Raw genomic sequence first — 13,114 nt, 5'->3', positions numbered from 1 at the left:
GAGAATCCCTCGCGTGATCAGGCCCAACTGGCACAGCGAACCCGGCACACCTGCCTGGCCAACAGGTGTTCAAACGGACACCTTCGCGTTGAAACGGTCGACCTAGCGGTCAGCGATGTCGGGCGCCCCAGCAACCTGGGCCAGGCTCGCTTGATTGGGCAGTGCCCCGCCGCAATGGTTAGCGATGGGGCCTGTGCAAAAAAACAAGTCCACTTCAGCCCCGGTCTAAAAAGATACGGGCGCACTTGTCTGGCTAACGCCCCAGATCAGAAGCGGGGAGGGGGATACGGTCTAGAATCCAAACGATACTCCCGTCTTCTGTACCTGGATATTAGCCATTCTCTATTGTGTTTAGTTGACGATTCTGGCGAGGACTGCTATAGCAGTACTGCGATGATGAACCCCCTATGATCTTCCGAAGAAAGCCAATGCACGACAAACATGACGTCTATGCGAGTGTACTTGTTGTTGCGCCATTGACAGGCTTACTTGTCGCGGCCTTCTCCGCGGGTCTTGACATGTTTGTGGCATCATTCAAGCCGGTCTATGCATATGATTGCATGACGAACTCCAGCGGGAACTTTTTATGCATACATTCTGTTTATGGAGTACCAGGAACCTCCTTGAAGCGTGTAGTCACTTCAATGAACGGCGGGAAGCCTTGGTCATCAACTATCGATTGCGCCAATCCGTATTGGGATGCAACTTCAATATATGACAGAGTCTGCTCACTTTATAGGTAATGCCTTTAGAGCAATTGCCTTACTAAATCATCGCAGATCAGTGATATTGCTGAAGCATCGCTTGTTCATGGGCGAACTTGGTTCGCATGGGTTACTCTAAGATATATTGTCATCAATTTTCTCCCAGAGGGCTGAAAGCCTGCGTCTTTGCTCAGCATCAGGATCTACCCCAGAGCATGGGTTGATACTAGACTGGAAGCATTTTTGAGTGAGGCCTGCGGCTACTTGTCTTAGCCAACATGTCACAAGCAGGGAGCAATAGCCTATTCTAGTCGCTTCCCCAGATTGCCTCCAGTAGCTTACCTTATAGCTTGGGACGAAGCCATGTGTATGAGATGAGTGCAAAGAACTGTGCACCAGTGGGCATCTATACATCCTGTAGAGGATCGCACCATATTGATACTCTTTAGCTACTCTCACCAAGCCTGGCTCCTCTGCGATCTCCGGATGTTGTTCCAATAGATCATCGAGGGAGACATCCAGATATTCTCTAGGTGATTCGCGTGGCTCACATGCTAATATCCTATTCGAAAGCAATGTGGAATCAATAAATGACGACCTCTGAGGAGCTGCCCTCTTCCAGTCTTCCGCAAAGCAAACAACCGCTATTTTTTTCGCATTGCCTTCAGGCCCAGTGAACTCATTTAACATATAGGCAAGTCTCTGAGAATCGCTAAGCCCGCCTCCAAAAGCTGACGCCAGCTGATTTGCTTCTTCGGCAAAGTGATGCGCCCACACCTTTCCCAGTGCATCAAGTGATGTTGTAGACAGAATCAATGAATCAGTGGTTGCCCCTTCCTGCGTGAGGCCATCTGAGACCTCCGCTCTTTTGAAGAAGTAATCGCGAAAGCTTTTGCAGTCTTCATCCATGGAGTGTTAAAAAAGGGTTTGAATGAATTTTTTATGGCATGGCTAACGCTGATTCGGCGGGTTCGAGAATCCTCTCTCAAGTCCACCATCTAACCGCATAAGACCCAAGTGCCCTGTCTGATGGAACCCTATATCGATTTCAGGGCAATAGATCACTGCGTCTTGAGCAGCTAGATCGGATTTTTAGGTGAGTCCGTGAACCAACTCTCCTTCAGGCTACAGAAAGTCTGCTGGGCTGCGCACGCCGAGCGTGCCCTGAGTCAGCACATGTGTGTCGATAATCGTGGTATTGCCGTCGCTGTGCCCAAGTAGCTCCTGGATCGTGCGGACGTCCTAGCCGCGTTCGAGAAGGTGGCTGGCGAATGAATGGCGCAGGATGTGGACCTTGGTTGGTTTGCTGATGCCCGCCCCCAGGACGGCTTCCGCTTGGTCCAAGCGCTCAGGCTCGGGTCACGCCTGACCCACAACTTCAAACCGCTGGCGTTCCATCAGGGTATGCAGCTCCAGACCCTGACCGTTCCCGACTACCGCCGCCGCCTAATTGGCCGTCTGCGCCCTGCTGTGACGGGTTGGCACTATCCCCGGCGCCGGATGACGCGGCTTCCCTTGAAGGTGGTCCGACCCCGAGCGCTCACCACTACTGCGAAGCCTTAAGTGCGTATTGCCACCAGGTTGTTCCGGCCCAAAAGGGGCTGTGGGTGCGTCGTTTGCTCATCGGTGGGAGTCCCTTCTCAAGGGCGGTGCCCCGCCGCAGAGGTTAGCGATGGGGCCTGTCCAGAAATCCAGACCACTTCACTATGCGCTGAGGTCAACGGGGTCGTTCGCGTCCTGAAGAGCGCCAGGGCCGGCAGGCCATCGATCGGCTTTGCCGCTGGACCCCCCAGGGAGGCTGGGCCACAGGTCATACCCGGAGCCCCCGGGCGCAGAAGCAGCTCAGCGAGGGCATCGAGGTTGAGCTGCAGCGGCGGAAGCTTCCTCGGCGGCAAGCCCGAGCCATCGGCCCCCTGGCTCCGAGTCGCTCAGCGAAGCTATGGCGCGGTTGGGTTAGGCAGTCCCAGGAATGTGCGACACTCCTGCGTGAAAGTAGGAGCCTGAGATGTGAGGCCTCTGGAGTTGAGCAACTGCTCCACCGTGGATGTGCGTCTTACAGCAATTCGATTCAGACACTCAACCATCTGACCACGATCAAGGTCAAACAACTCACAAAGGAACCTACTGGGACTGACAACTGTGATTCCGAAGGGCTCTGTTGATGCCCCAGGAAAATCTCTCGTGTTCTGGGTCACTATGAGACTGCATTGACCTGCGATCGCGGCTGCGAGAACATGTCGGTCTTTGTAGTCGCAGGTCAATCCCAGCTCAAGCCCTGAAGGCAAGCTGATGATGGCCTCGGGAAAGGCTTTACGCAGCTCTGCTCCCAAGTGATTGATGTAGGCATCATCTTTTCCCAACTTTCGAAGGTTCCTCCCTAATTCCGCCAAGATCTCATTGGACCAATGCGGACGGTACATACCATCCCAGGCAGCTTCAAGGAGAACGTCACGTAGGACAGGCCCAAACAAAGCACATGTGTCTAACACGACAGGGAAGACGCCCGATGCACCAACGACATTGATGAAGAGAGAAGGCGTCACTCTCGTGTTGTTTCTCCGTAGTCTTCGAAGTAGTCGTAGTTGTCGTCCTCAAGGGCTGCGATCGCTTCCAGAGCTTTTCTGCTCTCGACACGACGGCGCTCGCGAAGATCCTCTACATCACAGAGTTTAAGCCTACGGTGTGATCCAATTTTGCTGAATGGGATCTCACCGGCATCAATCAGTTTATAAAGGTATGGCCTAGAGATGTTGAGGAGTTGAGCGGCTTGTTGAGTCGTCAACAAGGTGTCATTGGGGATCAGTGAAATCTCTTGTCCCTCTTTAAGGTGTTGCAGGACTGCCCGGAGCACTGAATACAGCTCAGCCGGGACTTCTTCGGCCTGACCAGTCGGACCGATTAAACGAAGCGAGCCAGCTGGCGTTCTTAAAGAAAAGTGTCGTACGTAGAACGCAGCCAGTCGAAGCCGTTCTTCAGGGGTTGTGGAGAACCGAGCAACAACGCCTCGGCCTTGGACAAGAGTTTTCTCTGCAGGGGTTTGAGTGGCCACGGCAAGCCACCGCTTTGCGGCGTGATGAAAGGACAGGGACTGGCCCGGGGGGACCAGCAGCGCTGACGAGCGCCTGTTGCAAGTGAAATAAGCGTAACGGCTGGGCGACCGCAAGTGCTCAGCGTGTCCTTGATTCGTAGCAAAGCCGACAGAAGCCAGTTGCTGCAGCGGGTTTGAGGATCCAACAGCCAAGCAGGTCAGGGGCTTTGCCTCCGCCCGGCTGCGGCCAACACCTGCCTCGACCGGCAGAGGCAACCTCTTCAGGAAGGCAGGAGGCTGTAGCTCTGCATGCGGCCATGGATCCCTCCAAGACCCCTGGCCGCATGCAGAGCTCCAGCCTCCTGCCTTACGAAAGGGAGGGGTACGTTAAGGAAGCGATGACAAGGCTGATGGGATAGCAACGGAATACTTCTCGTAGAACTCTTCCCAACCAAGGAGAAGGCATTCCTCCGAGAGCTCGTTTAGCAGATCGATTGTCTCATCGATTGGCAGCTCAAAACGCATCTCAGTGAAACCCTTGTCAATGCCTTCGAGTTCAGGGATAAATCTCGGCAGCTCGAACTCCTTGGTCAGAGCAAGAGCTACTTGTTCAACGGCCCAACAGCACGCACGAGGCAACTTCCGACTATACCAGACTTCGGTGTAGTCTTTCCGTCCTCGGTTGGGAATGTCGAACGCGATTCCGATCTTTTCGCAAACCCCTCGGACTTCGACAAGGTACAGGCATGAGGGGCGTTGTGCGTATTGTGGGTCATCGGCATAGTGCTTGTGGCCCTCTTGCCGGCGGTTATATTTTCCGATCGAGGTCCCAAGTATCCGACCAACTTCTCGTCGATGGCAACCACAGCTCTTTACCGCACCACTACGCAGCTGTGCGCCTGTGCAGATAGCTGTTTTACCGCACTCACACTGAGATAACCATTTCACTTTTCCATGTTTGTCCTTGCCCCACTCGCGGAGGACAGTCAACTTGTTGTGGACATTCCCTGTCTCGACAATCGTGGCACTACCAGGAACAGACTTCAGACACCCGCAGCTGCGTGTGGGGCCGTTGATGTGCATTACGCGAGAGACTGTCGCGGTGAAGTTCTTAGTTCCGCAATCGCAGTCAAAGAACCAGACAGATTTCCCGTTATTGTCGATGTGACTGAACCGAGTGGCGACCAGCCTCCCGAAGCGCTTTCCATCGATGTGCTTACGAGCCCTCCGACTGGCTTTCGCTCTGGCGTCGCAGCCACAGGATTGCTGCTTGCCTTGGGTGAGGTCCGTTACATAGACAGGACGGGTCAGCGTTCCGCAGTCGCACTTGCAGATCCAGGAACTTCCAGGAGCACGCTCCACGACGGCGAGCATGCCGAATCTCTGACCTTCAAGATTATTCTTCTTGCTTTCGAAAAGACATCCGCAGGACTTAGTATCTCCACTGACCAGAGCATCAGCACGAATCAGCTTTTTAGTGCCGCACTCACAGCGGCAGAGCCACTTGTTTGAGCTTCGATCGAACTCAATCACGACAAGCCGGCCAAAGTGCTTGCCAGTGTGGTCAACACGGCGAGGAGGCATTACGGTTTGGCCTCCACCCAACTGCGGCCTCTGCCTGCCTCGGCCAGCACAGGCACCCTCTTCAAGGAAGCGCCGCCGCCTTCAGCCATTGCCTCTTCGAGGAGCCTGGCGGCCATCAGAGCCTCCTCCGCACTTCTGAACAGGATCAGTTCATCATGCACGAAGTTGACCAGCTCTGTCTCGGTGAGTCCGTGCGCCTCGATCTTGTCGACCAGCAGGTAGACCGCCGCTGAGGGGAACTGCAGAACCGGGTGCCTTGCGCAGCACCCCGGCGATGCCCGCCCCTTTGACCAGCCAACAGATTGCGCTGCACATGAGCAAACGACGAACAGGCGATCGCCAGCAGGCGGCTGCCGCGACGGCGGGCATCTCGGTGAGCAGTGGCCGCCGGATCGAGCGTGGCGATCTCCAAACCAGGGCTGCGTCACCGCGCGGCTGGCGCCGACCTGATCCCTTCAAGCCGGTGTGGAAGGCGTTGCTGCTGCCGTTGCTGGAACGCCATCCATCCCTGACACCGACCACGCTGCTGGAGCATCCCCAGGAGCAGAGGCCTGCACAGGACTGGACGCCGCATCTGCGCACGCTGCAGCGGCTTTGGCAGCCGGCAGTGCCAACAGGCGCCAGTGATCCTCCATGCCTACAACGGCAATGCCATGCGTGGAGGCACCTTGGAATCACGGTTGGAGGAGATGGGAGTCCTCCGGTCGTTTTCCAGGCCAAGGGTCTCCAACGACAACACCTACTCAGAGTCCCTGTTCCGAACGGTCAAATACCGGCCCGACAATCCAGGCCGGCCATTCGCCAGCAAAGACGAGGCATGCGAGTGGGTAGCGGCGTTTGTCGACTGGTACAGCCTCCGGCACCGCCAAGCGGCATCAAATTCGTGCCGCCCCACCAGCGCCACAGTGGAGCCGCCAAGGACATTTGCCAGCAGCGAGTCGAGGTCTACGAGAAAGCCCGGCGAGCAAATCCAACATGCTGGGGCCGAAACACGCGCTGCTGGCACCAAACCGAGGAAGTGTGGATCAACAAGCCACCAGAAGAGCCGAAACCAATCCAGGCTCTATCCTTAATTCAGGCCGCCTGAGTGGCAGCCAAGGAGTGACATCTTCCCTGAAAGTCACCGTTCCGCCGGGGCATTTTGTTGGCGATCAGCGGGCAAAGGCTGAATAGAGTGCTGAAGTAGTGGCCTCTGATACCCGCCTGTAGCTGCTGGCATTGAGGGCAAGCCTGAGCCCCATGGCCTAGTTCGGCTGAAGGATCTGGTACTTGGCGTGTAGCTGCTGGTGATGGCGCGACGACCGGGTGCGCTTTACACACGCTTTTACACACGTTGTGGCTTCAGCGCCCTTCGCTGGGCAGCTCTAGAAACAAGAAAACCCCAGACTAGGCCGGGGTTTTCAGGGGATGGAGCCAAGCGGACTCGAACCGCTGACCCCCTGCATGCCATGCAGGTGCTCTACCAGCTGAGCTATGGCCCCATTGGGCTCACGCCGATGCTCGAAAGCCCCGCCGTTTTGCCTCGAAAAGCTTACACCGCAGGCTGACTGGCCCCCGGCAGCGGCCTCACACCTGGCGCCAGACGGCCACCAGCCGGCCCTGAACCGTGACCTGATCGGCGTCCAGCACGATCGGAGCGTAGGCCGGGTTGGCCGCCTCCAGCCGCACCTGGTGCCCCACCCGCTGGAAGTGCTTGAGGGTGGTGCCGCTGCCTGGCACCAGCGCCGCCACGATCGTGCCCGGCTTCAGCCGGGCCGGGTCGGCCACCGGCTCCATCAGCACCACATCGCCGTGGTCGATGTGGGCGTCCACCATGCTGTCGCCGTTCACGGTGAGGGCGAACAGGCCGCGGGTGTCGAGCACGGGCTGCAGGTCGAGCCGCTCCTCGTTGTCGTGGAAGGGCTCCACCAGCCCGCCCGCCGCCACCGAGCCCAGCACCGGAATCCCCGGACGCTGGCCGCCCAGCAACTGCAGGGTGCGGGCCTGGCCCTCCTGCCAGGTGATCCAGCCTTTCTGCTGCAGGTGCCGCAGGCGGCTCTGGATCGGCGCCGGGGAGCGCAGCCCCATGGCCTCCATCATCTGGCGGATCGAGGGGCTGTGGCGGTGTTCACCGATGTAGCCGGCGAGCCAGTCGAACAGTTCCTGCTGGGCGCTGGTGAGCTCGCCCTGGGGGCCGTTCTCGCCGCCGGAGCCGGCAGGGGCCAGCGGCAGCGGGGCGCCGAACGGGGCGCGCGAGGGGTTGGAGCGCGATGGGCCAGAACGGGACGGGGCGGAGCGGGGCACCATGGGCAAGGTCACAGTTGCCGGTCAGTACATTTGTGCCATCGATCGGCGCACTTGTCCAGTCCCTGGCCTGGTTTTGGTGCGGTTCGCCGGCCTGCGATCAGCCCGCCACGCCCCCCAGCAGCGCCGCCAGCAGCGCCTGCTGCACATGCAGGCGGTTCTCCGCCTGGTCGAACACGCGGCTGGCGCTGCCTTCAATCACACCGGCGCTGATCTCCTCGCCCCGGTGGGCCGGCAGGCAGTGGAGCACGATCGCGCGCGGATCGGCTTCCGCCAGCAGGTTTTCATCAAGGCAGAAGCCGGCGAAGGCCTGCTCGCGCTGGCGCTGCTCCTGCTCCTGCCCCATCGAGGCCCACACATCGGTGTAGAGGCCATGGGCGCCGCGTACCGCCGCCACCGGATCGTGGCTCACCTCAATGCTGCTGCGGCTGCCCGCCAGCTGCCGGGCATGGTCGAGCACCTGCGCCGACGGCTCGAAGCCCGGCGGGCAGCCGATCCGCACGTTCACCCCCAGCAGCGCGCCGCAGAGCAGCAGCGAGTGGGCCACGTTGTTGCCATCGCCCACGTAGGCCAGGGTGAGGCCGGCAAGGCCATCCGCCGCCGCACGGCTGCTAGAGCCACTGCCGCAGAAGGCCTCCTGCAGCGTCAGGTAGTCGGCGAGGGCCTGGCAGGGGTGCTCCAGATCGGTGAGGGCATTGATCACCGGAATCGAGGCCCAGTGCGCGTACTCCTCCAGCTCGCTCTGGGCAAAGGTGCGGATGGCCAGGGCGTCCACGTAGCGGCTCAGCACGCGGGCGGTGTCGGCGATCGGTTCGCCGCGCCCCACCTGGGTGACAGCCGGGTTGAGGTCGAGGGTCTGGCCGCCGAGGCGGGCCATCGCCACTGAAAAACTCACCCGCGTGCGGGTGGAGGCCTTCTGGAAGATCAGCCCCAGCACTTTGCCGCCGAGATCGATGCGTTGCTCACCGCGCTTGAGCGCCGCCGCCAGCCGCAGCAGCTCCAGCGTCTGGTCCCCGTTGAGGTCGGCTGAGGAGAGCAGGTCGTGGCCTTGGAGCGGGTTCAGGGCGGCGAAGGAGAACGCCATCGGCCCACGGCAAACAACACTTATGCGAGATCAACCCCCCTGACGTCAAGGGGGGAGATCCCGCTGGTGGTGGGTGCGCCGGTGCTGGTGCGGCTACTGGCCGGGCTCAGGCGGGAACCGGCACCGGCTCGGCGAAGGCGGCGTCCTCAGGCATCACGCTGGAGGAAAGCAGCTGCTTGAGCTCGTCGCCTTCGATCACCTCTTTCTCGAGGATCTTGGCGGCGATGTCCTCCAGCAGGCCGCGGTTCCCCTTGAGGATCGCCAGCGCCCGTTCATGGGCCCGGTCCACCAGGCTGCGCACCTCGCGGTCGATCGCCACCGCCGTGGAATCGCTCACCACCCGGCGGGGGTTGCTGCCGTTGCCGAGGAAGCGGTTGCCGCCCTGCTTGTCGTAGGCCAGGGGGCCGAGCGTGTCGCTCATGCCGTAGGTGCCCACCATCTGCTCGGCGATATCGGTGGCGCGCTGCAGGTCGTTGGCGGCGCCGGTGGTGATTTCACCGAACACCACCTCCTCGGCGGAACGGCCGCCCAGCAGGGTGGCGATCTGGCCTTCGAGGTCTTCCTTGGAATTGAGGAAGCGCTCTTCCTGCGGCAGCTGCAGGGTGTAGCCGAGTGCCGACATGCCGCGCGGCACGATCGAGATCTTGGCCACCTTGGCGCCGCCGGGCATCAGGTGCCCCACGATGGCGTGGCCCACTTCGTGGTAGGCCACCACCCGCTTCTCGTCGTCCTGCAGGACGCGGCTGCGCTTCTCGAGGCCCGCCACCACCCGTTCGATGGCTTCGTTGAGGTCGCCCTGTTCCACCGAGGTCCGCTTGACCCGTGCCGCCAGCAGGGCCGCTTCATTCACCAGGTTGGCCAGGTCGGCACCGGCGAAGCCGCTGGTGGCCTGGGCGATCTTGTCGAGATCGACGCCAGGGGCCAGCTTCACCTTGTCGGCGTAGATCTCCAGGATCGTCTTGCGGCCGGAGAGGTCGGGGCGGTCGACCAGCACCTGGCGGTCGAAGCGGCCGGGCCGCAGCAGGGCCGCATCCAGAGTTTCCGGCTGGTTGGTGGCTCCCACCACGATCACCGGCTTGTCCTTGGAGGTGAAGCCATCCATTTCGGTGAGCAGCTGGTTGAGGGTCTGCTCGCGTTCGTCGTTGCCCCCCACCACGCCCATCGAGCCACCCCGGCTCTTGCCGATGGCATCGAGTTCGTCGATGAAGATGATGCAGGGCGCCTTCTGCTTGGCCTGCTCGAACAGATCACGCACGCGGGCGGCACCGGCACCCACGAACAGCTCCACGAATTCCGAGCCGGAGATGATGAAGAACGGCACGCCGGATTCACCCGCCACTGCCTTGGCCAGGAGGGTTTTGCCGGTACCCGGAGGGCCCACCAGCAGCACCCCTTTGGGGATGCGGGCGCCGATCTCCACATAGCGCTCAGGGGTCTTGAGGAAGTCGACGATCTCGGAGAGCTCGGCCTTGGCTTCATCCACGCCGGCCACATCCGCGAAAGTGACGCGGGATTCCTCATCCGGCACGTAAACGCGGGCCTTGGATTTTGTGAAGCTGAGCGCGCCCTGGGCACCGCCACCGCCCATCGAACGGCGGGCAAAGAACTGCAGCACCACGATGAAGATCAATGGCGGCACCACCCAGCTCAACAGGGTGGTGAAGAAGCTGGGGCGCTTGGGTGGCGCAGCGGCGAATTCCACCCCTTTCTGCTCCAGGCGCTGGGGCAGGTCCATGTCGAAGATCGGCGTGGTGGCCAGCACCGACGGCGATCCCTCAGGGGCGTTGCTCAGCTCATAGCGGATCTGATCCTGGGTGATGAAGGCACGTTTGACATTGCCGTCATTGACCTGGTCGATGAACAGGGAATAGGGGACGCGCGGCACCTGGGTGGCCGGGTTCGGCAGGAAGTTGCTGAACAGCAGCAACATGCCGAAGCCGATCAGCACCAGGTTGATGATGCTGAAACGGCGGTTCGGCTTGTTCTCGTCCTGACGGAGGGCCATCGCCTGAAGATGCAGTGGAGCCAAGCTAAGCGGCCCTCCTGAGGCAACGGCCCCTGCACCGGGGGGTGACAACCGAACGTGACCTGACCCGCCTCGACGTGTAACGCCATGTGTGGCCGCTACTCCCTCACCAGCGATCTCGACCGCCTGCTGCCAAGGCTCGGCGGTCGCCTGCCGGCGGATCTGGCGGCCCATCACGCCGCCCGGCCCGAGGTGCGCCCGGGCGAGCCGGTGCTGGCCCTGCGACAGGAGCACGGCGTGATCGGCGCCGCCCTGCTGCTCTGGGGCCTGCTGCCGGAATGGGCCAAGGACCCGCTCGGGGCGCCGCGGCCGATCAACGCCCGCGCCGAGACGGTGGCGGAGAAGGCCTCCTTCCGCGGCGCCTGGCGCCACCGCCGCTGCCTGTTGCCCGCCGACGCGTTCTACGAATGGAGCGGCCCGAAGGGACGGCGCCGGCCCTGGCGGATCCACCGCCGCGATCAGCAGCTGTTCTGGCTGGCGGGGGTGTGGGACCGCTGGATCGGCCCTGACGGCAGCGAGGTGGAGAGCTGCTGCGTGCTCACCACCGCGCCCAATGCGCTGATGGCGCCGATCCACGACCGCATGCCGGTGATCCTTCCCGACGGCCTGGAGGAAGCGTGGCTGGCGCCCAGCGATGGCGCGGGGCTGCGGGCCCTGGAGCCGCTGCTGCGCGGCTGGGAGCCGGAGGCCTGGCAGGCGGATCCGCTCGGGACTGACACCAGGGAGACCGGCAGAGCGGCAGCGCAGCTGGATCTGTTCGGCTGAGCGCTGGCCGGGGCTGCTGCTGCTGGTTTCGCTGCTGCCGTCGACACAATGGGTGGCCCGCTGCGGTTGCGCCCTTGTTCGCTCCGGCCTTCCGGCATGACCCCAGCGCGCTGCTGCGCCTGGAACGTCGCCTGCGCTTCTACCCCGCCTTGCTGCTGCTCACCGTGCTGGTGATGGCGAGCTTCGCCCTGCCGATGGAATGGCGCCCGCTCGGCGCCCTCGGCTACGGCCTCACCCTGCTGCTGCTCGTGGTGGCCCTGGGCGGACCGATCCGGCTCGCGGGGCGGCCCTGCCTCAGCAATCTGCTTTACCGCCTGCTGGGCCTCTCGGTCCTGATGGTGCAGGGGCTGTGGTCGTTTGCCCCCGCCGGCGAGCAGCGCAGCGGGCTGCCGCTGCTGGTGATGGTCACGGTGTTCATCACCTGGAGCGTGCTGCGGCTGCTGGCGCTGCTGGCACTGGAGCCCACGGTGGAGCGGCGGGTGCTGATGGGCGCCGTGGCCGGCTACCTGCTGCTGGGCCTCACCGCCGGTCTGCTGATGACGATCCTCGAGACGATCGTGCCCGGCAGCTTCACGGCGCTGGATGCCTCGACGGAGCTGCTCGGGCCGATCACCTCGGCCGAGATGCAGAAGCTCATCTGGCAGCTCGATTTCGTGCGGCTCAACTATTTCGCCTTCGTCTGCCTCACCACCGTGGGCTTCGGGGACATCGCCCCCCAAACCCCGCAGGCGCAGATGCTCACGATCAGCTTCTGCGTGATCGGCCCCACCTACATGGTCCTGGTGCTGGGCTTGCTGATCAACCCCTCCAATTCCGCCGAGGCGCAGGAGGTGGCGGAAGCGCTCAGGCAGCTCAAGGCCGGTCGCCCGCCGTCGCCCTGAGGGTTGCGGGCTTGCCGCTCGCCATCGAACTGAAGGTTCCCGGCTGGCCGCTTGCCGGAGGCCTGAGTGCCTCGGTCGGCCGATTCTTTTGGCAGCGATCCGTTAGGACAGAGCCGATCCGCCCGGACACCGTGAGCCTCGCCCAACTCGATGCCTTCCTGGCTCACGCCCGCCGCACTCCGGCCCTGCAGGCGCGCCTGGCTGAACCGCTGGAGCTGGAGGCGTTCCTCGCCCTGGCCTCTCAGGAGGGTTACGCGGTGGAGGAGCGCGACGTGCTCGCCGCGCGCGAACGCGATGAGTCGCAATGCAGCGCCGCTGAACTGCAGCAGCGGGCTGGCGCCGATGCCCGCCGCCTGCGCAGCTTCATCCTCGGCTAAGCGGCCGCTCACGAACCAGAGCTGCTGGCACGTCGCGGCTGCGCCGGGTTGGGGCGGGTAAGCGGTTCAACGAACGGTCAGCGGACCTGAGTGGCGGGTGGCCACTCCTGGGGGCGATCGGCGCTCACCTGTGCCAGGTAGGCACTCACCAGCAGCAGGCCGAGCGGCAGCGTCCAGCGCCACGACCGCAGCCGGGAGAGCCCGCCCAGGCGTGGCAGACCGGAGCGGGGAGCACCGCCGCGGCTGGCGTTCGGGCCCAGCGGCAGGCTGCAGTTACCGCACACCATGCGTCCGGCCAGGCTGCGGTCCCTTCGCACACTCCAACTGCCGCAGCGGGGGCAGGACATCAGAACAAGCGCAGAGTCGAAGGGGAAAGGGCATT

The 13,114-nt window shown here is 62.3% G+C and carries 12 protein-coding genes, 1 tRNA gene and 1 pseudogene; 4 read left to right on the top strand and 10 right to left on the bottom strand.

Annotation, left to right across the window (positions count from 1 at the left end):
• Positions 1-839 precede the first annotated feature (839 nt).
• The 5 genes and pseudogenes from KQ303_RS10725 to KQ303_RS10710 form a co-directional block, all read right to left on the bottom strand.
• Positions 840-1,613, bottom strand: coding sequence for a hypothetical protein (locus tag KQ303_RS10725; protein WP_259730263.1), 774 nt, complete (start codon positions 1,611-1,613; stop codon positions 840-842).
• A gap of 216 nt (positions 1,614-1,829) precedes the next feature.
• Positions 1,830-2,033 (bottom strand): annotated as a pseudogene (locus tag KQ303_RS10720) (tyrosine-type recombinase/integrase); the annotation flags it as partial.
• Positions 2,034-2,641: 608 nt separating this feature from the next.
• A complete protein-coding gene (locus KQ303_RS14790; RefSeq protein WP_399233534.1) occupies positions 2,642-3,193 on the bottom strand; it encodes a PIN domain-containing protein in 552 nt (183 codons plus the stop codon).
• Between the two features lie 50 nt (positions 3,194-3,243).
• Complete coding sequence (locus tag KQ303_RS10715) at positions 3,244-3,945, bottom strand: helix-turn-helix domain-containing protein (protein WP_259730262.1); 702 nt, start codon at positions 3,943-3,945, stop codon at positions 3,244-3,246.
• 174 nt (positions 3,946-4,119) lie between these two features.
• Positions 4,120-5,316, bottom strand: coding sequence for a hypothetical protein (locus KQ303_RS10710; RefSeq protein WP_259730261.1), 1,197 nt, complete (start codon positions 5,314-5,316; stop codon positions 4,120-4,122).
• 653 nt (positions 5,317-5,969) lie between these two features.
• On the opposite strand from KQ303_RS10710, the gene KQ303_RS10705 reads away from it, so the two are divergent.
• On the top strand, positions 5,970-6,389 hold the full coding sequence (locus tag KQ303_RS10705; protein WP_311134149.1) for an integrase core domain-containing protein: 420 nt from the start codon (positions 5,970-5,972) through the stop codon (positions 6,387-6,389).
• Positions 6,390-6,724: 335 nt separating this feature from the next.
• Here KQ303_RS10705 and KQ303_RS10700 read toward each other — a convergent pair.
• The 4 genes from KQ303_RS10700 to ftsH all read right to left on the bottom strand — a co-directional run bounded on the left by KQ303_RS10700 (position 6,725) and on the right by ftsH (position 10,688).
• A tRNA-Ala gene (locus KQ303_RS10700) sits at positions 6,725-6,797 on the bottom strand.
• A gap of 85 nt (positions 6,798-6,882) precedes the next feature.
• Complete coding sequence (gene lexA, locus KQ303_RS10695) at positions 6,883-7,527, bottom strand: transcriptional repressor LexA (protein WP_259730307.1); 645 nt, start codon at positions 7,525-7,527, stop codon at positions 6,883-6,885.
• Between the two features lie 172 nt (positions 7,528-7,699).
• Positions 7,700-8,683 (bottom strand): ornithine carbamoyltransferase, encoded by a 984-nt coding sequence (argF, locus tag KQ303_RS10690; RefSeq protein WP_259730260.1) that lies wholly within the window; start codon positions 8,681-8,683, stop codon positions 7,700-7,702.
• Positions 8,684-8,789: 106 nt separating this feature from the next.
• Positions 8,790-10,688 (bottom strand): ATP-dependent zinc metalloprotease FtsH, encoded by a 1,899-nt coding sequence (gene ftsH, locus KQ303_RS10685; RefSeq protein ID WP_259730259.1) that lies wholly within the window; start codon positions 10,686-10,688, stop codon positions 8,790-8,792.
• A 108-nt stretch (positions 10,689-10,796) separates the two neighbouring features.
• Between ftsH and KQ303_RS10680 the strand changes: the two genes are divergently transcribed.
• The 3 genes from KQ303_RS10680 (at position 10,797) to KQ303_RS10670 (ending at position 12,732) form a co-directional block, all read left to right on the top strand.
• Entirely contained in the window at positions 10,797-11,474 is a 678-nt protein-coding gene (locus tag KQ303_RS10680; RefSeq protein ID WP_094512638.1) for an SOS response-associated peptidase, read from the top strand.
• Positions 11,475-11,548: 74 nt separating this feature from the next.
• Complete coding sequence (locus tag KQ303_RS10675; RefSeq protein ID WP_259730258.1) at positions 11,549-12,355, top strand: potassium channel family protein; 807 nt, start codon at positions 11,549-11,551, stop codon at positions 12,353-12,355.
• A gap of 131 nt (positions 12,356-12,486) precedes the next feature.
• Positions 12,487-12,732 carry a Nif11-like leader peptide family natural product precursor gene (locus tag KQ303_RS10670; RefSeq protein WP_259730257.1) on the top strand — a complete coding sequence of 82 codons (246 nt, stop codon included), beginning with the start codon at positions 12,487-12,489 and terminating at the stop codon, positions 12,730-12,732.
• Between the two features lie 77 nt (positions 12,733-12,809).
• Here the strand turns inward: KQ303_RS10670 and KQ303_RS10665 are convergent, their stop codons facing one another.
• Positions 12,810-13,079: a hypothetical protein gene (locus KQ303_RS10665; RefSeq protein ID WP_144036995.1), complete on the bottom strand. Its 270-nt coding sequence runs from the start codon at positions 13,077-13,079 to the stop codon at positions 12,810-12,812.
• Positions 13,080-13,114 lie beyond the last annotated feature (35 nt).

The sequence above is a fragment of the Synechococcus sp. CS-1333 genome, assembly GCF_025128015.1.
In the GTDB taxonomy this organism is placed as follows: Bacteria; Cyanobacteriota; Cyanobacteriia; order PCC-6307; family Cyanobiaceae; genus MW101C3.
The sequence above is the reverse complement of the archived record's forward strand: the minus strand, read 5'-3'. Positions and strand labels throughout refer to the sequence as shown.